The organism is Paenarthrobacter sp. NPDC091711 (assembly GCF_044756605.1).
Lineage (GTDB): Bacteria > Actinomycetota > Actinomycetes > Actinomycetales > Micrococcaceae > Arthrobacter.
This window is the reverse complement of record NZ_JBIVTF010000001.1, coordinates 515707-538506: the sequence shown is the minus strand read 5'-3', so window position 1 is coordinate 538506 and position 22800 is coordinate 515707. Positions and strand designations below refer to the sequence as shown.

Here is a 22800-nt window from a genome sequence, read left to right as displayed (position 1 = left end):
GGGGCCAGCTGTTCCCAAGTCCCTAGAAAAGCGGCCAGGGAACTGCCGAGATCTCACCGCTCGGAGCCGGAAAGCGCCCCGAGGAGCGCAACCGGGCGCAGCGCGTTGCGAGCGCTTCCATTTCTTCGGCACTGAGCAAGTGGGCCAAGTCCCGGCCCAGCCCACCGTCCAATCCTTCGATGACGCGATCAATGCCTTCGCGTTCCCCGGTGGTGAGAGGGTCTCCCAGCCATCCCCAGAGCACCGTGCGCAGCTTATGGTCATGGTGGAAGGTCAGCCCGTGGTCAACGCCGTGCCGGTGTCCGTCCGTCATGGCAAGAATATGGTTGCCTTTGCGGTCGGCATTGTTGACTACCGTGTCGAAGACTGCCATGCGCCTGAGTTCCGGCGAGTCTTCGTGAATCAGGGTGACCATCTGTCCGTTCTCATCCTGTCCTTCGAGAACGTGTTTCCAGCCTTCCTCCGGCACGTGGTCCGTTGCTACCAGGTCCACGGCGTGTTGGGCGGGGTCTTGCTCCTGCCAGAGCTGCACCATTCCTTCACCCAATGGACCATCGCGCAGCCAGGTGCGGGGCACGATGTCCCAGCCGAGGGCCTGCGAGACCAGATAGGCAGCCACCTCACGGTGTGCCAACGTGCCATGGGGAAAGTCCCACAGCGGGCTTTCGCCTGCTATGGGCTTGTAGACGACTTGTACGTCGCCGATGCTGCCCAGAAATGTAGCGTTGGAGGCCGTGGTGATCCGGCCCGTCAGCGTCAGCTCGGAGGTTAGTAGGTCCGGTGCCGGCATCAGGCGTCGGGAAGGGTGCAGGTGTGCCCGTCGGCGTCTATGGGGAAACCGCAGAGCGGGCATGTAGGACGACCGGCCCCAACGATCTCACGGGTGCGCTTGGCGAAGGCGCGGGCGGTGCCCACCGGCATTCGCACCAGCAGCATTTCGGGCGCGTTGGAGTGGTCCTCATCAAGGAATTCGTCGTCATCAGCATCGCTGAGGGGGTACGCCTCAACCACAACCTGGGCCGTGGTGGGATCCCAACCCAAACTCATTGCGCCGGTGCGGAACTGCTCTTCAACGGCCTCAAGGGGATCGTTGTCCACCAACTCGATGGGAGTACTGGTGGGCACACTGAACGGGTTGCCGTCCACCGTGCCGAGCTGGTCGAGAATCGCATCAATCTTCTCCGCGAGCAGAGCAGACTGCTGCTTCTCCAAGGCAATACTCACGATCTGAGTCCCTGCGCGCACCTGCAGGTAGAACGTGCGCGACCCCGGAAGGCCAATGGTGCCAACTACAACCCGATCAGGCCAGGCAAACTCGTGAACACGTGTAGGCATGTCTGTATTTTAGGCACATCAGGGTCATGACGCCTTATGTCCCGCGCCCCCGCCCACCGGCGCATCGCCGGAGTGAATGCCGTTTGAGAGCCACGACAGGTCACCCGCGTCGGTGTTGGTGGCATAAACGGTCGGCCGGTTGGGACCATAGCGCACGATCGATAGGGAGGCGGGGCCCACGCTAAGACGCTGGAACAGGTCGAGGTGCATTCCGAGCGCATCGGCGAGGATTGACTTGATGATGTCACCGTGACTTACCGCCACCCACACGGCCCCGGACCCATGCTCGGCTTCGAAGGCGGCATCGAGGCGTCGGATCGCTGCCACGGACCGGGCCTGCATCGCGGCCATGGATTCGCCGCCGGGAAAGACGACGGCGGACGGCTGCGATTGCACAGCCGACCACAGTTCCTCGGTGGCAAGATCACTGAGCGCGCGGCCTTGCCACTGCCCGTAATCGCACTCAGTGAGATCGGGTTCCACCGGTGCGTACGGTGTGCCGGCCTGGCGATCGATGATGAGCTGGGCGGTCTGCCGGCAACGCTCCAGAGGGCTGGACACCACCGCTGCTACTGGTACGGCGGCGAGCCGGTCTGCTGCCAGGGCCGCCTGTTCGATGCCGGTCTGGTCCAGGCTGACACCGGGGGCCCGTCCGGCCAGCACCCCGGTTGCATTGGCCGTGGTGCGTCCGTGCCGCACAAGAATAACTGTTGCCATCCACCAAGCCTAACCAGTAGTCGTTACCCGTCAGACCGCAGGCGAACCCGGCGCGCGTGCAGGCAGAGGGTGCAGACTTGGGTTCATGAAGATGGCTGCGGGCTTACGGCTCCGCGAACGCAAGAGTCGCAATTGATGGAAACGACCACGGTGACGGGCAGCGCGTACGGCGACGCAGTCCGGGCAGTCCGGGCCGGTGAACTCACCGCGGATGAAGCGGCGAACCAGCTGATCGGCCAGATGACGGACGGGGAGATCCTTGGGCTGCTCGACGGCGATTCGCCCCGGTGGCTGCTCCCGTTCATCCCGGTACTGCTCGGAAGGCGCCCGTTCGTGGCGGGGGCAGTCAGGCGACTCGGCATACCGGGCCTTCGGTTCAGCGACGGTGGCCGAGGCGTGGTGATCGGCGCGTCCACGGCTTTCCCCGTGACGATTGCGCGGGCAGCCACCTGGGATCCGGCGCTGGAGGAACGGGTTGGGCTTGCGATCGGTCTTGAGACCAGGGCGAGGGGAGCAAACTACTCGGCCTCAGTCTGCGTGAACCTGCTTCGCCACCCTGCATGGGGCCGGGCGCAGGAGTGCTATGGGGAGGACCCGGTACTCACCGGCCGGATGGGATCGGCCCTGACGCGTGGCGTTCGCGTGAACACCATGGCGTGCGTGAAGCACTTCGCGCTCAACTCAATGGAGAACGAGCGCTTCGAGGTGGACGTGGCGGTGGACGAACACTCCTTGCATGAGGTCTACTTGCCGCACTTCAAGGCGGTGGTGGACGCCGGCGCCGATTCCGTCATGAGTGCTTACAACCGCGTGCGAGGCGAGTACATGGACGTCAACCGCGCCCTGCTCACCGACGTGTTAAGGCAGGAGTGGGGTTTCTCCGGGTTCGTGACGAGCGACTGGGTGTTCGGTACCCACGATGCTGTAGCCAGCCTTGAAGCAGGAATGGACGTGGAGATGCCGCTCCGGCTGCTGCGGGCCCGCGAGCTGCCGGCCGCTCTCCGGAATGGTGCGCTGGCCCGATCCACAATTCTGGAGTCCGCGCGCCGCATCCTGCGCACGTGCGTGCAGCATGCCGCAGCCCGGAAGATGGAGGCGCCTACCCGCGACGTCATCGCATCCCAGGCGCACCGGACTCTTGCCCACCAGGTCGCCGCAGAGTCGATCGTGCTACTTAAAAACGAACCCGTGGGCGCGGCGCCGCTGCTGCCACTGGCTCCCACCACCAGACATCTTGCAGTGATCGGACGACTCGCCGGACGAGCTAACCTCGGCGATCATGGCTCCTCACGTGTCCGGCCTCCTTCCACCGCCTCACCCCTGCAGGGCCTGCGTGAGGCCCTTCCCGGAGTCCGGATCACCACCACAACCGGCCAGAACGTGCGCCGCGCGGCGGCGTTGGCAGCCGCGGCGGAGACGGCGATCGTCGTCGTCGGCCTGGACCAGCACGACGAAGGCGAATCGGTGGTCACCGGAGGTGTGGACGTGGGCGTGCTCGGAAGGACCGTTGGCTCAGGCCCCCTCCGCCGGGTCCTCATCGGAGCAGCGCACCTGGCCGCCCGCTTCGTCCGAGGTGGCGACCGCAGCTCGCTCAACCTGCGCCCCACCGACGAACGGCTCGTTCAGGCGGTGGTGGCCGCGAACCCCCGGACCGTCGTGGTGCTGATCAGCGGCAGCGCGATCCTCACCGAGACGTGGCGGGAACGGGTGCCAGCGCTCCTCCTCGCTTGGTACGGCGGTATGGAGGGCGGACGCGCGCTCGCGAGCGTGCTGACCGGCAGTGAGGAACCCGGTGGACGCCTGCCTTTTGTGCTGCCAACGGACGCCGCCCATCTGCCATTCTTCGACTCCGCGGCAAAATCCGTTGTCTATGACGAGCAATGGGGTCAACGCCGGCTCGACGGCGAGGGGCACAGGCCCGCATTCCCCTTCGGCTTCGGCCTGGGCTACACAACCATGGAGCACCGCCTCCTGGAGCACACCTTGGACAATACCGGCGGCCATGCGGACGTGCTCGTAAAAAACACAGGCAACCGCAAGGGCTCCACCGTTGTTCAGATTTACGCGGCCGATGTGTCCCTCCGCAGACCCGTGTCTCAGCTTCTGGGCTTCCGCAAGGTGACCCTGCAGCCCGGTGGTGAGACCACTGTGCGGGTGGCTCTGGATGCGGCCCCTACCCTGCAGCGCGATCCGAGTACTCGGCGTTGGTCTCCCCGCGCGGGGGAGTGGGCCCTGCTCGCCAGCCAACACAGCCCGGACAGTTGGGAGAACGCCGTCCGCTTGCGGCACACAGAGGGTCTGACAGACAAGGACGTCATCACGGACGGCCTGCAGGCCTGATGCTGACCGGGGATCTGGCCCTCGTACCCCGGAAGATCTCGTTATCCCGTAAGATCGCGGAACGGTTCCGGCGGCCCTTCCACACGGACAGGCAGTGCGTCCTCGCCCCGAAGCATGGCACGGAGCAAGCGACGTTCCTCCCAATGACGGAGCGGGGACGCCTGGCTGCGCCGCAGCACCAACTCTCCATCCGGCGTCGAGTGTCGCTTCTGGAGATCCGCCACCTCCTCCTCTTGCAGCAGCGCAACCGTGCTGCCCGACGCCTGGTCCACCAAGCGAACCAAGGAGGAGGGCCCGGTGAGGTCCGTCGCGACGAAACGCTGCTCGCTGGCGGCAAGAATGGTCCTTTGCGCCGCCCGTGTGACCACCAGCGGACGGGACGGCCCGCTCAGCAGCTCGCTGAGTACGTTGGCTGCGGCGTCCGGGCGGCCTGTTCTCTGCGCCGCTGCCTGCATCATCTGTAACTTCCCCGGCTCGCGCAGAACCTCATCGATCTTCCAGCCGATGGTCGCGGCCGCGTTGCAGCGGACGGCCGCCCCCTGCTCCATGAGGTAATCGCCGTTACGTACCTCCTGACCAGGGATCGGGTTCACAAGAACCATGGGGAGCCCTGCAGCCATGCACTCCGACGCCGACAACCCGCCCGGCTTGCCCACGAACAAGTCAGCGCGCTGCAGGAGCTGCGGCATTTCCGTGGTGAAGCCGAGCACGGTGTAGCGCTCGCCAGCCGACGCCACAAGTGCCTCGATGCGCTGCCGCAGAGCGACGTTGCGTCCGCATACCACTGTGGCCGTGAACGCCGAGCGCATGTGCATCGTTTGCCGCACCACCGAGACAGCGTAGTCGCCACCACTCGCGCCCGCCGAGATGAGCAGCATAGGTGGCTTGGTGGCATCGCGTACTGGCGCTGGGCTGAGCTGTTTCTTAATCGGGATTCCCGTGGCAGCCACTCGGCCGGGAGGAAGGCCGAGCGCCATCAGCTCCACCTTTCCCTCCTCCCTGGCCACAAAGATCTTGTGGAACGCGCCTGTAAGTGACAAGCCTTGGAAGTCGTAGTCGGTGGTCACCACAGCTGTCTTGGCGTCGATCACGCCTCGAAGAAGCAGCGTGGCCAACAACTGGGCCGGCAGGAAATGTGTGCACACGATCGCTGTGGGACGGAACCTTTTGATGGCACTGATCACTGGACTGGAGTTCACCCTCGTCCAAGGGTCAATCGGGCCACGGCGCCGGAATGGCGGGTTGCTGATGTCATAGCCCCACTCCACCAGCCATGGCAGGTCCTCCACCAGGACGAAGTAACCCTTACCTAGCAGAGCGCGGTAGAGAACGCTGCTCACTTGCAGTACGTCCAGCACCTGCACCTCGGCGATGTCCGTGCGTTCGGCACATGCTTGCTGTACTGCCGCAGCCGCGCTGTTATGCCCCGATCCCACACCTGCGGAGAGGATGAGAATGCGCTGTCCGCTGTCGGTGGCTTCGGCTCGGGCCGACGTTGTGCGCATGAGGAGAGGCTAGCAGGCTGTACCACCGTGAGGACCGCCAACTCGTGGCTTTCGGGTTTGCATGGAATTCGGTGGACGTACTACTGTCTTCTGAAACCGCCATGGGGGACATGGGCCCTGAAGGTGGAGCGCATCGCCGCTGACTATTCCTGGCACTCTGTCACCTTCCGGTTGAAAGACCCTCCTGGGTCTTCCGCATGTCCGGCAGTGGTTCCGTCCGCGAGGAGTAGTTCATGGTCAGCTTTCGGCCCTTGGCCCGCATCGCGTCGGTCTTGACCACCCCGCTGGCGCCCGAGGACTTCCTGGCGCTCTTCAACCCGGTCTATTCTTCCCGTCAGTTGCGCGGAGTGGTCACTCAGGTAGTCCGTGAAACGGCCCAATCAGCCACGATCTTCTTCCGTCCAGGCCGCGGCTGGCATGCCCATCTCGCCGGTCAGTGGGCGAGGATAGGTGTAGAGCTGAACGGAGTCCGCCAATGGCGGTCCTATTCACTGAGTTCACCAGCCGGCAAAGACCCGGCCATTACCGTCACTGACGTTGGATCCGTGTCAGGAACCCTGGTCCGCGAGACGAAGGTGGGGGATGTGCTTTTCCTGGCTCCGCCCCAGGGCGACTTTGTCCTCCCTGAGCACCCCCGATCACTGTTGATGCTCACCGCGGGAAGCGGCATCACGCCCGTCATGTCAATGATTCGGACACTCGTCCCCAGCCGCCCCGACGCGGACGTTGTACTGATCCACTCGTCCCGCGGGGAAGGCGACAGTATTTTCCGCGAAGAGCTTGCTGAACTCGCTGATCAATTTCCCAACTTCAGGCTGGTGCAATGGCACACCAAGGGTCGTGGCCGGATGAACTTCACGTCCTCTGCCGCTCTGGAAGAAGTTTGCCCGGACTGGCGGGGCAGGGCAGCGTACGCGTGCGGTCCCGAGTCCTTCCTGGATGACACCGCCGCATTGTGGAACCAAGTGGCGCTGGCTGATGCCGCCGCGTCCGGCAAGGAAGCCAGCAGTGGAACCGGGCAGGGTTCGCTCACTATTGAACGGTTCAGCACCGAGCTCCGGGGCGGGGACGGAAGCGAAGGTGGCCTGGTCACGTTCGAAGCTTCCGACCGCGAGGTGGTGGCCGAGGGCAGCGTCCCCATCCTGGACGTCGGCGAGGACGCAGGGGTGCTGATGCCCAGCGGATGTCGCATGGGTATTTGCCACAGTTGCCTCACACCACTGCTCGCTGGAAGGGTCCGGGATCTGCGCACCGGGGAGATCCACGGAGCCCCGGGGGAACTAATCCAAACGTGTGTCTCGGCAGCTGCCGGACCCGTCAACCTCGAAATCTGAGGAGTACAACCGCATGTCAATAGTTTCAGCCAAGAGCTCCGCCACCGCCGTCAGGCCCGAGACCCGGCCCGGTGCCCTCGCCCAAACGGGGAGGCCCACAATGCGGCCACCAGCGGCGGCGCATTTGAGCGACGAGCAAGTAGCCCAACTGGGCCGTGAGCTCGATGCCCTGCGTGATGGGATCCTTGCCAAGCGAGGCTCCAGCGACGCTGCCTACATCAGGCGCATGATCAAGATTCAACGTGGGTTGGAAATTTCCGGCCGTGCCGCGCTGCTGGTGGGCAGGAACAAGGCCGCCTGGTTCACAGGCACAGCACTCCTCAGCGTGGCCAAAATCCTGGAGAACATGGAACTTGGCCACAACATCCTCCACGGCCAATGGGACTGGATGCGCGATCCGGACATTCACTCCACCACGTGGGAGTGGGACTTCGTTACCCCATCGCGTTCGTGGCAGCACACGCACAATGACCTCCACCACCGCTGGACCAACGTGATTGGCAAAGACCGCGACGTCGGCTACAATCTCCTGCGCATGGACCCCGATCAGGAGTGGAAGCCCTTCAACGTGGGCAACCCCCTGTACAACGCCCTGCTGGCGCCTGTCTTCGAATGGGGCATCGCCATTTATGACTTGGAGATCCCGGAGTACAAGGAAGGCCTCAAATCGAAGGAGGCCATGAACAAGGACCTCAAAGCGTTGGGGCGAAAGGCCTTCAAACAGTTCGCCAAAGACTATGCGGCCACTCCGGCCCTGGCCATGGTGTCGGGTTCAGGGAAACAAGCCCTCTACGGCACACTCACTGCCAACGCCGTCCGTAATGTCTGGGCCCACGCCGTGATCTTCTGTGGCCACTTTCCCGAAGGAACGGATACCTTCACCGAGGAAATGGTGGAAGGCGAAACCCGCGGCGACTGGTACGTACGTCAGATGATCGGGTCTGCCAACATTTCCGGGTCACGGTTCATGCACCTCATGACAGGGAACCTGTCGCACCAGATTGAGCACCACCTTTTCCCGGACCTGCCATCCAACCGGTACGCAGAGCTTGCGCCCAAAGTCCGGGAGATCTGCGAACGCTACGGGTTGAAGTACACCACGGGGCCGCTGCTCAAACAGGTGGGCTCTGCGTGGGCCAAAGTCTTTAAGCTCGCCCTGCCTTAGTACTGGAGCCCAGCCCAGCCATCGTCGAGAATCCGGTACTACAGTGGACGTATGGCTGCAAGCCGCAATCCGCTCGATGAACTGCGCGAAACCATTGGCCATCTGGCCAGTCAGCTCAAGCTGTCCGGTTCGGAACGTGTCGATGAACTGGTGGGTGACGTCATCGGTGCCAGGCCCGGGCCGGCCCGCCCGCTATCCGAGGTTCAGGCCGAACTTGACGCGCTGGTGGGTCTGGAGACCGTGAAGGAACAGGTGCGGGCGCTTGTGGCATTGCTGCGGGTACAGGCCCGTCGTAAAGCGCATGGCCTGCCAGAGGTGGCCACATCACAGCATCTGGTGTTCCTCGGCAACCCCGGCACTGGCAAGACGACAGTGGCGCGGCTCCTGGCCGAGATGTATCGCGCGGTCGGGCTGCTCCAGAAAGGACACTTGGTGGAGGTGGACCGTTCGGCTTTGGTGGGGCAGTACGTTGGGGCGACGGCCATCAAGACGGACCGGGTGATCCGGCGTTCGCTGGACGGTGTTCTGTTCATCGACGAGGCCTACGCGTTGGCCCCGGAGGACGGCCGGATGGACTTCGGCCCCGAGGCGATCGAGGTCCTGCTCAAGCGGATGGAGGACCACCGTCACCGTCTGGTGGTGATCGTGGCAGGGTACCCGCGGCTGATGGAGTCCTTTTTGCTGTCCAACCCCGGGCTGCGTTCCAGGTTCGCCCGGGAGATCACGTTCCCGGACTACTCTGTCGATGAACTCCAGACGATCTTCCATCGGATGCTGGCCCAGCATGAGTACACGCTGGAGCCGGGTGCGGACCAGATGCTTCGTCGCATCCTCGCCGGGCTCCATGCGGGCGAGGACTCCGGCAATGCACGGTTCGCCCGCACGCTGTTCGAGCAGGCACTCAACCGCCAGGCTCTGCGCCTCTCGATCGACGAAGAACGAGGTCTCGACACTCTCGATCGTGAGACGCTCATGACGCTCACCGGGGACGACATCGTCGAGGCCGCCCTTGCCTTGGGTGAGGAGCCGGAACCAGAACCGACGCCCGAGCCGGAGCGTGCGCGCTGGTGGCGCTGGCTGGTGTGAGCTGGCCGGACTGAGCTCGCCTAACTGAGGGGTTCAGTGCCGCACGTGATCACTGCGTAGGTGGTCCGATCAGCTCCGTGAGAATAGTGAGGGCTTTGGCAAGCTGCAGATCCGAGGCGGCTCCGTAGCCAAGAACGAGTCCATTTTCGGGCGGGCGGTCCGCATAATACTCAGCCAGGGGGATGACCCGCACTCCCAGTTTCAGCGCTGCGGCGGCCACGTTAGTGGCTTCCGGGTTCTTGAACCGCACCACGGCGTGCAGGCCGCCGTCGAGGGCTGAGAGTTCCAGGTCAGTCCTGGACCCCAGCCGGTCAATGAGAAGGGACCGGCGGTGCGTATATTCCCGCCTGGCCCGCGTGATGTGCCGGGAAAGCCCGCCTCCGTGGATGTAGTGGGCAATTGCCGACTGCAGTACGCCGGCAACAGGTGTGTCCAAAGCTTCCCTCGTGGCCTTTAGCCGTTGACCGGAGTCGCCGCGAACCACCAGGTATCCGCATCGCAGCCAAGGGCTGAGGTTTTTGGAGAACGTTCCGAGGAGGACTACGTCCGCCCCGCTGGGCAGGGATGCCACGGCGGGGAGAGGCATTCTGCTGTGTCTGAATTCGCTGTCGTAGTCGTCCTCCAGCACAAGTACACCGTGCTGGTCCGCCCAGTTCAGCAGCCCCAGCCTTTCCTGAACGGTCATCCTGCCGCCCAGCGGGTACTGGTGGCTGGGTGTCACCAGAACTGCGTCCGGGATCTCCTTGAGCTTTGCCAACTGTGAGCTCTTCAGGCCGTTTTCATCCACGGGCAGTGTGGCGAGCCGGGCGCCGGCCGCCGACATGACCCGGCGCGCAGTAGGGTAGCCGGGGTCCTCAACCAGGATTCGCGGCTGGGTGGCCCGGCTGCGGAGCATGGCGACGATGAGATGCAGCGCGTCGCTGGTGCCCCCGGTGATGATGACGTCATCAGCGTCGACGGCGAGGCCCCTGGACACGGCCAAGTGATCAGCGACAGCTTCACGCAGTGCCGGGATCCCCAAGGCGGGCGGGAGTTGGACCTTGCCCTGTTCCGCGACGGCCAACTTCCAGGCACTGCGCCATTGCCTGTCCTGAAACGGGGATCCGGAGGGTCGGCCAGGCGTCAGGTCTATGCGCTCAACCTGGGGCGAAGTGCTTGATGGTTTCCTGCCCTGAGATGGGCGGCTGTGGATGTCCGGACGGATGGCCACTTTGGTGCCGCCCGCGCCGTTGCTCACCAGGAACCCCTCGCCTGAGAGTTGTTCAAACGCCCGCACAACAACACCCCTGGAGATGCCAAGTTCCGCGGCGAGCCTACGGGTGGCCGGCAGGGTGTCCTCAGGCTGCAGGACACCGGTGAGGATGGCGGCCCGCAGCTGGCTGGCAACTTGGGCTGCGAGGGAATTGGGGTGGTTCCTATCCAGCTCGATCGGTAGCTCAGCTACTGCCATTTGGACCTCCAGACTTATGCAATCTTGGATCTAGTGTAGGACCAAAGGCGCTGGGAGCATGGAAAAGGTCACCTGAAGCGCTGCCTCCTTGCAGCCCGACGAAAGTGGGAAACAGTGTTCAACGGCCTCAGCGCATTTCCGCTCACCCCCTTGGTGGGCGAACGCGTGGACCTCAAGGCCCTCGGCAAAGTGGTGAACCGCGCTGCGAAGGCCGGAGTGGACTCGCTGGGTGTTCTCGGTTCAACGGGAAATTACGCCTACCTCTCCCGGGAGGAACGCAGGGCAGTGCTGGAGACGGCGGTGGAGGCTTCCAACGGCGTCCCGGTACTTGCTGGCGTGGGAGCTGTGCGCACCCGGGACGTACTGCTGCATGCAGGCGATGCCCAGCGCGCCGGGGCTCAAGCGTTGCTGGTAGCCCCGGTGTCCTATCAGAAGCTTTCCGACGCCGAGGTATTTGGACTCTTCGAGACTGTGGCGGCAGAGTCCGATCTTCCGATTGTTGTTTACGACAATCCGGCTACCACCGGCTTCACCTTCAGCGATGACCTGCACGCCAGGATTGCCAGGATCCCGGGAATTGCCTCCCTCAAGATTCCGCCGCCCGCGGCCGGAGAAGTCGCTGCCCGGGTCACCAAGCTCAAGGCCGGATTGCCCGGCCACACATCACTGGGCATCAGTGGCGATTGGGTCGCCGCGGACGCGTTGCTTGCCGGATGCAATGTTTGGTACTCAGTGATTGCGGGGGTGTTGCCTCGCCAGGCACGGGCCCTGGTTGATCACGCCGTGGCTGGCCGAAGAGATCAGGCGCTGGCGGCATCCGCGGACTTGGAACCCATCTGGGCCCTGTTCCGTACCTATGGAAGCCTTCGCGTCGCCGCGGCTTTGGCTGAGGATCTTGGCGTGGTGCCGTCCTCGGCTTTGCCGCTGCCACTGCGCGGTTTGGATGCCGAGGGCCGGGACTTGGTGGCCTCAGCCATTCGTCAATGTGGTGTGGAGGCTTAGCACTTGGCTCAGGATGGAACGTCCGGGACATTTCGCGATGGTGGCGGAAGGGGAGTGGGCCTGGCCGGGAAAGGCCAGGATGCTGAAACGAACCAGCCAGGTAGTTTGGGTGGCCTTGCCCGCTATGTAGTAGCCGCTACCTTGGCACGCAGCGCGGACGGCGGGGCTGTTGTGGCGATAGTCCTGTTGGCGACCACTAGTGGTTCGTCAGGGTGGTTGGCCGGGATTCTGGGTGCTTGCATCACGGCGCCGCATCTCTTCGGGCCGCTGGTAGCGCGCAGGCTGGATACAGCCGCGGATGGCAGGACTGTTATTGCTTGGGCATGTGTTTTCCATGGGGCCACCCTGGCTGCGGCGGTTCTTCTTTTCCCGGTGACTCCGCCCCTGGTGCCAGGGCTCATCCTCATCGCCTCCGGACTGGTGGGTCCACTCCTCACAGGCGGCATCAGCAGCAGGTTGACAGCAATTGCCGGGCCGGAGCGGATCAGCCAGCGCCGGGCTCAAGGCTGGGACGTGGCCAGCTATGGCATCGGTGGCACGATCGGACCGTCATTGGTTGCGGCGGTCTCGGCTTGGGCCAACCCGGCCGCTGCAGCATTGATCCTTGCAGCATCGACTTTCGTGGCAGCGGCTCTCATCAGGCTTCTGCCCTACGCGCGTCCGGCCTCCGCTGCCGCTGACGTTCCACGGCCTGGCCGCACGCTCCTGATGATGATCTCCACCGGCCCGCTTCGACGAACCCTCTACATGACCGTTGTGGTGGCATTGGCGGTGGCCGCCCTACCCATCACCGCGGTGGCGTCCACGGGGGAACTTGGCGTAGCGCCAGCCGCGGCCGGTCTTTTGACGGCAGCCTATGGGCTCGGCGGACTCCTGGGTTCTGCGGGCGTTATGATCCGGCCGCTGAAAACCGATGCGGATCCGTTGATAACCTGGCTGGCCGCTACTGTCGGGATTGCTCTGGGTGGGGCAGCCTTGGCGGGGACCTTCCCGACGGCGGTTGCGGCCTTTGCTTGTGCCGGCGTGCTGAACTCCTACTTCTTCGCCGCCACGTTGGCGGCCCGCAGCGAATACGCACCGCCCGCTGCGCGAGGTCAGGTGTTCGTCTGGATCGGCGCCCTGAAAATCACTGCCGGTTCAGCCGGCACAGCATTGGCGGGAGCACTCATCGCCCCTGCTACCCGCATGCCGTTGTTCCTTGCATCCGGGCTCATTGTCCTGGCCGTCGTGGCATCCATGGTGGACCGGCGCAGCGATTAAGGTAAGTGCTGATGGATTCGCACGCCTGAGCGTCACAAACGCCAGGCGCGAGTCCATCGCTCGTTGACCCAAGGTGCAGGTCAGCAGGCGATCACATTGACGGCGAGGCCGCCCCGGGACGTCTCTTTGTACTTGCTCTTCATATCGGCACCAGTCTCGCGCATGGTCTTGATGGCTGCGTCGAGGGAGACGTGGTGCATGCCGTCGCCGCGCAGGCTGATCCGGGCGGCGTTGATGGCTTTGTTGCTGGCCATCGCGTTGCGTTCGATGCAAGGAATCTGCACCAAACCGCCTACGGGGTCGCAGGTAAGGCCCAGGTTGTGCTCGATCCCGATTTCGGCGGCGTTCTCCACCTGTTCAGGGGTGCCGCCGAGGATTTCGCAGAGGGCTCCGGCCGCCATTGAACATGCTGATCCGACTTCCCCTTGGCATCCAACTTCGGCCCCGGAAATGGAGGCGTTCTTCTTGAAGAGGACTCCGATGGCAGCTGCGGTGAGAAGGAACCGCACCACGGATTCTTCGTTGGCCCCGGGGGTGAACATCATGTAGTAGTGCAGTACCGCAGGAATGATTCCGGCAGCGCCATTGGTGGGAGCCGTGACGACCCGCCCGCCGGTGGCGTTTTCTTCGTTGACCGCCAGGGCGAACAGGTTTACCCAGTCCACGGCGCGCAAAGGATCGCTGGTGTCGTCTTTGGCCTGCAGGTCTGCCAGGAGGCGGGGCGCACGACGCCGGACCATCAGGTTGCCGGGCAGGTGAACTTCGGTTCGGCTACAGCCGCGCGAGACGCACTCCTTCATGGTTTCCCAGATGTGGAGGAGCTCCGAACGGGTTTCCTGTTCGCTGCGCCAGGCGCCCTCATTGGCCAGCATGACGTCGCTGATTGAAAGGCCGTTCTTGGCGCAGTGCGCCAACAATTCCTCGGCGTTGGAAAAAGGGTAGGGAAGCTGCACCGTATCCGGCTGCTCGTCAGCCACAGCGTCTTCGTCCACAACGAAGCCGCCTCCCACCGAGTAGTAGACGCGTTCCGCCACAACGTTCCCCTGACCGTCGAAGGCCTGGAACCGCATGCCGTTGGGGTGCGCCGGAAGGGACTGCCGCAAGTGCAGCACCACGTCCTTGGCTCTGTTGAAGGAGATCATCCGGCGCCCCGCGAGCAGGATCTTCCTGGCCTCCGTGGCTTCGTCTACAACGCGGTCTGCCGTGAGGGTATCCACGGATTCCGGGGACTCTCCCATGAAACCCAGGATGACCGCCTTGTCCGAGCCGTGCCCGCGACCAGTAGCCCCCAAGGAACCGAACAGTGCGGCGTGGAGGCGATCAACGCCGTCGATCTTCCCTTCACTTTCAAGGACTTGCACGAACGAGCGGGCCGCGCGCATGGGCCCCACGGTGTGGGACGACGACGGGCCGATTCCGATCGAGAACAGGTCAAGGGCACTCAGGGCCATGGGATACCTCCGGGTGGAAAATGGTTGGGGTCTCCTAACAGCTTGGGGGCGAACGCAGGCGGGCGTCCATCGGGAACTTTTGAACAGAACTTCAAGCAATACTTAACGTTTTGGTGTGCGGTCAGGGACGAGTCACGCTGTGGGCCGGGCGTCTGTAGCTTTCCGAAGTTCACTGACGACGGCGGCGATCGCCGGGGATTCACGGCTGGCAGCGCGGTGCAGGACGATGATGTTGCGCCCGTACCCCGGATCGACGCGGCGTACCACCAGGTCCTCGGTCTCGCGTCCGAGGTTCAGCTCACTCATCAGGGCTACGCCCAGGCCGCCGCGAACCAATCCGAGCATGGCCATAAGGTTACGGCAATTCGCTACGACATTCGGCTCAAATCCGGCGTCCCGACAGGTTTGGCGAACGAACTGCTCAAAGACACTGCCTTCCTGGTCCAGGATCCAACGTTCGTCAGCGAAGTCTGAGAGCGTAGCGTCTGTGGACCCGTGCCGGTCTCCCGGGAGGCAAAGGATGATCTCGTCTCTGCCCAAGATGGTCTTTACCAGCCCCTCATCCTGGATGTCGTGCAGGTCATCCACCACCGCCACATCAAGGTGCCCGGCCCTCAGCTGGGCCACACTTTCGAAGGGTTCCAGGTCCGAGACCGTCAATTCCAGCCGCGGATAACCAGCCTGCAGGGACATGAGCGCCGAGGGGAGCACTGTGCTGCAGAAACTGGGGAAGGCGCTGATGGACAGCCGCCCACGGACGTCTGTTTGAAGCTTTTTCAGGTTGGCCTCAGCCGCCTCAACCTCGGTGGCGATCCTGGCATAGTGTTCCACCAGCATTGCCCCGGCCTCAGTCAGCCGGACATTCCTCCCGGCGCGGACCAGCAGTGCCAGTCCTGCCTCCCTCTCAAGCACGGCCAACTGCTGGCTTACCGCCGATGTTGTCATGTGCAGCTTGGTGGCAGCGGCAGTCATTGTTCCCTCGAGGGCCAGGGTTTTGAGGATGTGCAGCCGGCGGATATCGAGCACAGGGGCCTCCTTTGGTTTAGGACCACTTAACCTTAGAAGCGCGGGCTCTAGCTACTTGCCGACGACGGGTGGATAAATCCCAGCGTCGCGGCACCTTGTTCGTCGATGAGCCGGCCCAGGTGCTTGCTCATCCTGAACACCACGCTCCGATCGACAATTCTGGCGCTGGGCACAGCTGCTTCCAGAGCGGCTTCGAAGCGCATCACGTCCGACATTTCCCGTAGCCATACCGCCACCACGAGGTTGTACTGACTTGCGACTGCCAGCGCTGTGCGCGCTTCAGGAATCCGGGCCATGAGTCCTTGCATTTGCTGGATGTGTTTTGCGGCAGTCCGCATGAAGTACCAAGCGTAGACGGGCCAACCGGTGACTGTCCGGGCCACGTCGGTTCGGATCCGGAGCAGGCCATCTGCGCGCATGCGGGCAAGCCCGTCGGCGACGCGCTGCTCGCTGAGGCCGTGCTCGGCAGCGATCCGGCTGACTGGACGCCGCCCGTCTTCAGTCAGGCAGTGGCGAAGAGCCGCTTCGACATCAGGGTGCACTGCCCGCGGTGCCCTGGCTCGAGGCGGGCGGGGCCGTGGGACCTTCGCGGCATCTTGGGAACTCAGGGCTCGCATCCTCCAGTCGGAGGCCTCCATGACTATCTCGGTGACCAGGTGGGTTTGGGTGTTTCTGACGCCGTCCAAAGCGCCAATGCTGTTGGTGACAATGTCCCAGATGGACAGGGGACTCTCGGCCAGCATGGTGGCCAAGAGGTCGCGCCCGCCCGAGGTGTGGTCCAAGGTCAGCACTTCCGGGATCTGTGAGAGGTGGCGGGCAACCTCGCTGATCTGCTGAGGGTGGCAGGTGATGTCGATCAAGGCAGAAGCGCCGCCGGGGAAGATGCCGGTGGTCCAGGCCAGCCCACGTTCCCGCAACGACTCCCACCGCCGGGCCAGAGTTACGGCGTCCACTCCGATCACAGGTGCCAGCTCACTCCAAGGTGCCCGGCCTTCGATTTGAAGAGCATGGATGATGCGCTCCTCAAGGGGATCAAGCATGTTTTTCGACATGAGATGAAGCATATCCATGGAAAACTGCAATTTCATCAATCGGAAACATGTAGCTTTCAAGATGTTGTGATCCCGTTCACTTCTCATCACATCGGAGCGTTCATGCGTACAACTGCGCAGAAATCCACCACAGCGGCCGGTGCCGTAGGCTTCCTGGTGGTCATGGAGCTTGGCAGCGGCATCCTTCAGGGCTGGCTGAATCCTCTGTTCTCATCCATCGGCGAACACTACGGAGTCTCAGCTGCATCCCTCAACTGGATCAGCGCCTCCTATCTCTTGGCGACGGTCTTGGTTGTTCCCCTCCTGTCCAAGCTTGGCGATATCCACGGCCACAAGCGGATCCTGATGATCGCCACAGCAATCGTGGCCGCGGCGTCCGTCCTGGTGGCCTTCGCACCCAACTACGAGTTGTTCCTCCTGGGCAGGGCAATTCAGGCACCGCTGGCTGTTTTCCTTCCCCTTGAATTCGCCATCGTTCACCAGCGTGACTCGGCGCGCTCCGGGAGAAGCATTGGCAGGCTCGTCGCGGCGCTGACACTCGGGGCGACCATAGGTGGCCTGCTCTCCGGATTCGTGCTGGACGCTGTGGAAAGCTTGTCCATCACCTTGCTCATGCCCGCGATTTTCATGGCGCTGTGCCTTCCCGGGATCGCGATCTTCGTCAAAGAATCGCCGCTACGCAGCAAGGGCAGGGTGGACTACTTAGGCGCGTTGCTGCTCGGCGGCGGTTTGGCTGCCCTGCTGGGCGGCGCCTCCAACCTCTCAACATGGCCGCCCATGGGAACTGCGATCGCCATGCTGGCTGGTGTTGCACTCCTCGTTGCCTGGGTGATGTCGGCCCGCCGGATTGAGCACCCCTTGGTGAACCTGAACATGCTGCTCCGAGGCGGCCTCGGGCTGCCCATCATCGTCGCTTTCCTTTATGGCGCCCAAATGTTCGGCGCGCAGGCGCCTATCTCGGTCTACCTTCGCTCCGACCCCGCCACGCTGGGCTTCGGCTTTGGCGCTGCAGCCTCGGCCGCAGGAACAATGCTCAGCATCATGGCATTGGCAGCGTTTCTGGGGGCGTCCCTCAGCGACCGGGTGGCCCGTGCACTGGGCGGTCCGCGAAGCGTAGCTCTAGGCGGCGTCCTGAGCGCTGTGGCCTACGTCTTCATGATTCTGGCACCGGGAAGCCTCGTGACTTTCGCTGTGTGGCTGGTGATCGTAGGCCTGGGTGCCGGCCTGGTCAGCGGCACGTTGCCAACGCTGGTGGTTCAACGGGCGGCCGCAGATTCGGTGGGAATCGCCTCCGGTCTGTACAACACTGCCCGCACTGCTGCCGGCGGCGTAGCAGGAGCACTTTTCGCGCTGCTGATGGCTGCATTGGCCACGCCCACAACGGCCGGACCAAGGGCTGCCACCGAGCTGTCCTTCCACGCTGTCTGGTGGATCTGCGCAGGCCTTTGCCTTCTGTTCGCTGTGGCTGTCCTCTTCATACGGCCTGCGAAGCCAACCGCACCATCCGTTGCTGCATCGGCTGATGCCGACGCCCTCGAACCCGTCAACTGACACCCCACCCAACAAAGGAGTATCCAATGACCGTTTCCATCGACATCACCTCCAAGGCCGCCCTGCGGGAGGCTGTGCAGGAGTCCGTGACCGCCGTCGGGCCTTCCATTCTGGAACTTAGCCACACAGTCCACGCATTGGCGGAGATCTCCTGGGAGGAGCATCAATCGGCTGCGTCCGTGGCCGACGTCCTGCGTGCAGGTGGATTTGACGTCACGGAAAGCGCCTATGGCGTCCCGACGGCGATCGAAGCAATCTACGGTACCGGGGAACTGACTGTAGTGATCTGTGCAGAGTACGACGCCCTTCCCGAGGTGGGTCATGCCTGTGGCCACAACATGATCGCCGCTGCCGGCGTTGGCGCGGCGTTGGCCCTCACTCGGGTTGCTGATGCTGCCGGACTTCGCATCAAACTGCTCGGCACCCCGGCTGAAGAGCACGGCGGCGGAAAGGTGTCCCTGCTGCAGGCAGGTGCTTGGGAAGATGCCGCGTTCTCGCTGATGGTTCACGGGATGACGGGGACGGAACGTAGCGCCTCGGCATTCACCATGGCGGCCGTGGAACGCTTCGAAGTCCAGTTCAAGGGAAGCGAAGCCCATGCTGCCGGCGCGCCGGACAAGGCCATTAACGCCGGAGCGGCAGCAAGCCTGGCGCTGATGAACATGGCCGTGCTCCGGCAGCACCTGCCGGAAAATGCCAATACCAATGCCTTCATTTCTCACGGTGGAGGCGCAACGAATGTCATCGCTGGTGACTCGACTGTCCAAGTGGAAGTCCGTGCCGGCGACCTTGACGTGTGGCGGAACCTCAAACGGCGGGTACTCGCATGCTTCGAAGGCGCGGCAATCGCCACCGGCTGCACGTGGACTCACCGGCAGACCGAGCACCCCTACGCTCCGCTTGAAACCCACCCCGGTCTGGGACGTTTCTGGGATCAGAACATGGAGGCTGTGGGGAGGCCTGTGGACTCGACGCCCGTTTTTGGCGGGGGATCCTCTGACATGGGCAACGTCTCTCAAGTGCTCCCGTCCGTGCACGGGATGGTGGTGGTGCGCAACAGTACGGCAGTTCCGCATCACCCGGACTTCACCGCCGACGCCATCACTCCTGAAGCGGATCAGGCAGTTCTCGACGGCGCAACTGTCCTGGCCCTGACAGTCCTTGACGCGGCCCTGGACACGGCCCTGAGAAACGAACTGCTGGAACTTCAGGGTGGCCGTCGCCCTGGCGCCACCACGGTAACCCTGGAGGCCTGACCACAGCAGTTCCCAACGTCAGAACGGCACCCCTCAGGCGAAGCTTGAGGGGTGCCGTTCTGAGGGTCCAACGGTGACCGTGCGGTCAGCCGCCAGCTTGCTAGGAGACTGGATCTTCGGTGTGATTCGTGGGCTTATGACCGGCAATTGCGGCGCGGACGTCGCCTTCCTCGTGGCCTTCCTTCTTCTTGCCAAAAGGCAGCACCTTGAGCAGTGGGTGCAGGATGAGCATGATGACCAGACCCCAGATGGCTCCCAGAATGGCTGAGCACAAGGTGTTGACGAGCCAGGCGAGGAAGCCGCCCACCACCGGGATCCCGGCGAAGGGTGTCTCGAGCACATGAACAAGGTCATAAGGCCCGTGCCAGCCGAGGTCGTGCGCACCCTGCAGCATGATGTGGCCACCAACCCACAGCATGGCGATGGTCCCAATCAGGGTGATGGCAGCCAGTACAGCCGGCATTCCCTTGACGAGCAGGCGGCCGAAGCGCTGGGAGCTCCCGGAGTCCTTGGTGGTCAGGTGGAGGCCGATGTCGTCCATCTTGACGATGAGTCCCACTGCGCCGTAGACGAGGACTGTGATCACCACTGCTACGACCACCAGGATGAACGCCCTGACCCACAAAGACTCGCCGGCTACCTCATTCATGGCAATGACCATGATTTCGCAGGACAGGATGAAGTCGGTGGTAATGGCACCCTTGGTCACCTTGGCCTCAGCCTCGGGGCCGCGTTGTACAGCCGGCGCCTTCCCTGCGTCTGAATGGCCGCGGAGTTTGTGCCAAACCTTCTCGGCTCCCTCGTAACAGAGGTAGGTGCCGCCCAACATGAGGATGAACGGAATGACTCCCGGGATGAAGGCGCTGACCAGCAGCAGCGCCGGGAGGATGATCACCAGCTTGTTTCGCAGCGAGCCCCAGAAGATCCGCTTGATCATGGGCAGTTCGCGGGACGGGTCCGCCCCGGAGACGTACTGCGGTGTGACAGCGGCGTCGTCAATGACCACGCCCGCGGCTTTGGCCCCGGCTTTGGCGGCCCCTGCAGCGATGTCGTCCACGGATGCAGCCGCAATGCGGGCCAGAGCTGCAACGTCGTCCAAAAGCGCTACCAAACCGCCGCTCACAGAACCGCCCCGTCCTGCTCATGGGTGGACAGCAGAGTATGGCTACCTAAAGAGAAACGCGTTATTGGCATGCTCGGATTATATGCTGGCGGCGGCCACGGTTCTCAGAACGGGGAGCGGAGGCCACGCGGGCAGCCCTGAAACTGTCGGACGGCCCCCAAGGGGGAGCCGCCCGGATCAGTGCCAGTGGGTTAGTGCCAGCAGACTAGTGTTCGGTGTCCGCCGCTTCCTTCTTGGCAGTCTTCTCCGCGTCTTTCTCAGCACGCAGCGCCTCTGCCTCATGCTGCTCTTCGGCCTTTTCCTGGTGGATGACCTCGGCGAAGAGCTTCTCCATTTCCTTGGCGACCCCTGCCGCTGAGGCTGGATTCTGGCCGGTCACCAGGCGCTCGTCCACCGCCACCTTCTCTTCGAAGACACCTGCGGAAACGTGACGGGCGCCCTGTTCTTCCAAACGGTCTGCCAGGAAGAACGGGATGACCTTGTCCTTACCGGCGGCCACTTCCTCATCGTTGGTGAACGCGGCAACGTCCCGTCCTTGAACGAGGCGGAAACCGTTTTTCAGTTCCACATTCAGCAGTCCGGCGGGACCGTGGCATACCGCGCCCACCAGGCCGCCGGCGTCGTAAACGCTGGCTACCATGCGCTGGAGTCCTTCGCTGTCCGGGAAGTCCCACATAGTGCCGTGCCCTCCTACGAGGTAGACGGCGTCGTATTGTTCGGGATCCACGACGTCCACCCGGGCAGTGTTGTAGAGTCCGGCGCGTGTGGTTTCATCCTTGGTGAAGGCAACCTGGATGGGATCATCGGCATCAACCTCGTCGGCGGGAGGCTGGCCGCCCTTGATGGAGGCAAAATCGACGAAGTGGCCTGAATCTTTGAAGACCTTCCAAGGGTGTGCGGCTTCGGCGACGTTGTAGCCGGTCTTCTCGCCTGTGGTGCCGAGTTCGGAAACGCTGGTCAGTACCATGAGGATTTTCTTCATGAAGTGCTCCTTTCGTCCACCATCCACCCTACGCCCCACGTGATTCCGGCCCTGCGGGCATGCTGAAGCAACTGACGAATGGCTTAGAGGGTGACCGCGTCAGTCGAAAACCGTGCGGCGCGGGGGTCAAGCTCACTGCCTTGCCGTTGACTCAGGAGTGTGTAGAGCTCCGGCCTGCGTCCGCGGATCCACCGGCGACCGGTGGAAAGGGGTACGAGGCCCAGATCGAGATCGGCGGTGACAATCGCTTCGCCGGCCACCCAGGTTTCGGCGATGACCGAACCGTAGGGGTCGATGATCATCGCATTGCCCGTCCGGATCTCGTCGTCGTCCTTGCCCACGCCGTTGCTGAAGAGGATGAACATTCCATTGTCGTGAGCGCGGGCAGGTAGCCAGCGCATGAGCCACCCGCGGCCGTGCGGGCCGCGGAAGGCAGCTTGGATGGCCTCGGGATCTGTTGCGCGATTCTCCCAGAGGGCGGCCGGAATGGGCTTCATTCCCCTGGGGCTTCGGGAGTTGGTGCCCCCGGTTTGGTGAGGCGCCAGAAGCACGGTGGCGCCCAGGAGCGCGGTTGCCCGGACGTTTTCCACCAAGTTGTTGTCCCAGCAGATCAGGATTCCCATTTTGACACCCCACGGGGTGTCAAAAACCGTGAACCGGGAGCCACTGTCTATGGACTCGTGTTCGAAGGCGTGGATCTTTCGATGGGTGTGTTGTGTGTCATCGGGGAGGCATAGCGTGTAGGAGTTGTAGAGGCTGCCGTCGCTGCCGGCTTCCAGGAATCCAACGCCGATGCCCACACCCAGCTCCCGGGCAAGCCCGCTGACCACGCGCATGCTTGGGCCGTCCGCCGGCTCGGCAAGCTCCTCCAAACGCCGGGTGGTTTGCCTGCGAAGGTGCCAGTAGCCGATCAAGCACATTTCCGGGAATACCACCAGCTGCGCTCCTTCCTCTGCTGCCTTGCCCGCCAATCGGCGAATTGTCTGCAGATTAAGGTCCGGGCGGTCGGGTACAGCCTCGAATTGCGCGGTTGCGGTTCGAAGGGTTGTGGCGCGAGGGTTCGGGAGTGGTTCGTTGGGCATCGGGTCTCCTGGGTAGCGGTGTTTGACTCCTCCCATGCTTGTTCGCCTTATACATTCTGTCTATTGAATAATTCCTCTCTATC

The 22800-nt window shown here is 63.4% G+C and carries 19 protein-coding genes; 8 read left to right on the top strand and 11 right to left on the bottom strand.

Annotated elements, in window-relative coordinates; translation table 11 throughout:
- Positions 1 to 22 precede the first annotated feature (22 nt).
- Genes ACIQH5_RS02460 through ACIQH5_RS02450 form a run of 3 tightly spaced genes read right to left on the bottom strand, consistent with a single transcriptional unit; the run spans position 23 to position 2052 of the window.
- Entirely contained in the window at positions 23 to 790 is a 768-nt protein-coding gene (locus tag ACIQH5_RS02460) for an SCO1664 family protein (protein WP_400399967.1), read from the bottom strand.
- Positions 790 to 1335, bottom strand: coding sequence for a DUF3090 domain-containing protein (locus ACIQH5_RS02455; RefSeq protein WP_400399965.1), 546 nt, complete (start codon positions 1333 to 1335; stop codon positions 790 to 792). The genes ACIQH5_RS02460 and ACIQH5_RS02455 overlap by 1 nt, the downstream gene beginning before the upstream one ends.
- 24 nt (positions 1336 to 1359) lie before the next feature.
- Positions 1360 to 2052: an MSMEG_4193 family putative phosphomutase gene (locus ACIQH5_RS02450; RefSeq protein WP_400399963.1), complete on the bottom strand. Its 693-nt coding sequence runs from the start codon at positions 2050 to 2052 to the stop codon at positions 1360 to 1362.
- 135 nt (positions 2053 to 2187) lie between these two features.
- Here ACIQH5_RS02450 and ACIQH5_RS02445 point away from each other — a divergent pair, with 135 nt between their 5' ends.
- On the top strand, positions 2188 to 4392 hold the full coding sequence (locus tag ACIQH5_RS02445) for a beta-glucosidase (protein WP_400399961.1): 2205 nt from the start codon (positions 2188 to 2190) through the stop codon (positions 4390 to 4392).
- Between the two features lie 41 nt (positions 4393 to 4433).
- Here the strand turns inward: ACIQH5_RS02445 and ACIQH5_RS02440 are convergent, their stop codons facing one another.
- A complete protein-coding gene (locus tag ACIQH5_RS02440) occupies positions 4434 to 5897 on the bottom strand; it encodes a glycosyltransferase (RefSeq protein ID WP_400399959.1) in 1464 nt (487 codons plus the stop codon).
- 233 nt (positions 5898 to 6130) lie between these two features.
- On the opposite strand from ACIQH5_RS02440, the gene ACIQH5_RS02435 reads away from it, so the two are divergent.
- From ACIQH5_RS02435 to ACIQH5_RS02425, 3 genes are read left to right on the top strand one after another with little or no spacing between them, the layout of a single operon-like run.
- Entirely contained in the window at positions 6131 to 7231 is a 1101-nt protein-coding gene (locus tag ACIQH5_RS02435; protein ID WP_400399958.1) for a ferredoxin reductase, read from the top strand.
- A 13-nt stretch (positions 7232 to 7244) separates the two neighbouring features.
- The gene (locus tag ACIQH5_RS02430; protein WP_400399956.1) at positions 7245 to 8396 is read left to right on the top strand and encodes a fatty acid desaturase family protein; all 1152 of its coding nucleotides are present in this window, start codon (positions 7245 to 7247) and stop codon (positions 8394 to 8396) included.
- A 51-nt stretch (positions 8397 to 8447) separates the two neighbouring features.
- Positions 8448 to 9482 (top strand): AAA family ATPase, encoded by a 1035-nt coding sequence (locus ACIQH5_RS02425; RefSeq protein WP_400399955.1) that lies wholly within the window; start codon positions 8448 to 8450, stop codon positions 9480 to 9482.
- A 49-nt stretch (positions 9483 to 9531) separates the two neighbouring features.
- Here the strand turns inward: ACIQH5_RS02425 and ACIQH5_RS02420 are convergent, their stop codons facing one another.
- On the bottom strand, positions 9532 to 10932 hold the full coding sequence (locus tag ACIQH5_RS02420) for a PLP-dependent aminotransferase family protein (protein WP_400399953.1): 1401 nt from the start codon (positions 10930 to 10932) through the stop codon (positions 9532 to 9534).
- Between the two features lie 114 nt (positions 10933 to 11046).
- On the opposite strand from ACIQH5_RS02420, the gene ACIQH5_RS02415 reads away from it, so the two are divergent.
- Both ACIQH5_RS02415 and ACIQH5_RS02410 read left to right on the top strand, forming a co-directional pair.
- Positions 11047 to 11934, top strand: coding sequence for a dihydrodipicolinate synthase family protein (locus ACIQH5_RS02415; RefSeq protein ID WP_400399951.1), 888 nt, complete (start codon positions 11047 to 11049; stop codon positions 11932 to 11934).
- A 3-nt stretch (positions 11935 to 11937) separates the two neighbouring features.
- The gene (locus tag ACIQH5_RS02410; RefSeq protein ID WP_400399949.1) at positions 11938 to 13194 is read left to right on the top strand and encodes an MFS transporter; all 1257 of its coding nucleotides are present in this window, start codon (positions 11938 to 11940) and stop codon (positions 13192 to 13194) included.
- An 80-nt stretch (positions 13195 to 13274) separates the two neighbouring features.
- Here the strand turns inward: ACIQH5_RS02410 and ACIQH5_RS02405 are convergent, their stop codons facing one another.
- The 3 genes from ACIQH5_RS02405 to ACIQH5_RS02395 form a co-directional block, all read right to left on the bottom strand.
- Entirely contained in the window at positions 13275 to 14645 is a 1371-nt protein-coding gene (locus tag ACIQH5_RS02405; protein WP_400399947.1) for an L-serine ammonia-lyase, read from the bottom strand.
- 132 nt (positions 14646 to 14777) lie between these two features.
- Positions 14778 to 15671, bottom strand: a complete 894-nt coding sequence (locus ACIQH5_RS02400) for a LysR family transcriptional regulator (RefSeq protein ID WP_400399945.1) — start codon at positions 15669 to 15671, stop codon at positions 14778 to 14780.
- 47 nt (positions 15672 to 15718) lie between these two features.
- Complete coding sequence (locus ACIQH5_RS02395) at positions 15719 to 16723, bottom strand: Lrp/AsnC family transcriptional regulator (protein WP_400399943.1); 1005 nt, start codon at positions 16721 to 16723, stop codon at positions 15719 to 15721.
- Between the two features lie 102 nt (positions 16724 to 16825).
- Here ACIQH5_RS02395 and ACIQH5_RS02390 point away from each other — a divergent pair, with 102 nt between their 5' ends.
- Together ACIQH5_RS02390 and ACIQH5_RS02385 are read left to right on the top strand one after the other, a co-directional pair.
- Complete coding sequence (locus tag ACIQH5_RS02390) at positions 16826 to 18274, top strand: MFS transporter (RefSeq protein ID WP_400399941.1); 1449 nt, start codon at positions 16826 to 16828, stop codon at positions 18272 to 18274.
- A gap of 26 nt (positions 18275 to 18300) precedes the next feature.
- A complete protein-coding gene (locus tag ACIQH5_RS02385) occupies positions 18301 to 19530 on the top strand; it encodes an amidohydrolase (protein WP_400399939.1) in 1230 nt (409 codons plus the stop codon).
- A gap of 100 nt (positions 19531 to 19630) precedes the next feature.
- On the opposite strand, the gene ACIQH5_RS02380 is transcribed toward ACIQH5_RS02385, so the two are convergent.
- The 3 genes from ACIQH5_RS02380 to ACIQH5_RS02370 form a co-directional block, all read right to left on the bottom strand.
- A complete protein-coding gene (locus tag ACIQH5_RS02380) occupies positions 19631 to 20653 on the bottom strand; it encodes a DUF808 domain-containing protein (protein ID WP_400399937.1) in 1023 nt (340 codons plus the stop codon).
- Positions 20654 to 20858: 205 nt separating this feature from the next.
- Positions 20859 to 21635 (bottom strand): type 1 glutamine amidotransferase domain-containing protein, encoded by a 777-nt coding sequence (locus ACIQH5_RS02375; protein WP_400399935.1) that lies wholly within the window; start codon positions 21633 to 21635, stop codon positions 20859 to 20861.
- A gap of 83 nt (positions 21636 to 21718) precedes the next feature.
- Positions 21719 to 22717 carry a nitrilase family protein gene (locus ACIQH5_RS02370; RefSeq protein WP_400399933.1) on the bottom strand — a complete coding sequence of 333 codons (999 nt, stop codon included), beginning with the start codon at positions 22715 to 22717 and terminating at the stop codon, positions 21719 to 21721.
- Positions 22718 to 22800: the final 83 nt, after the last annotated feature.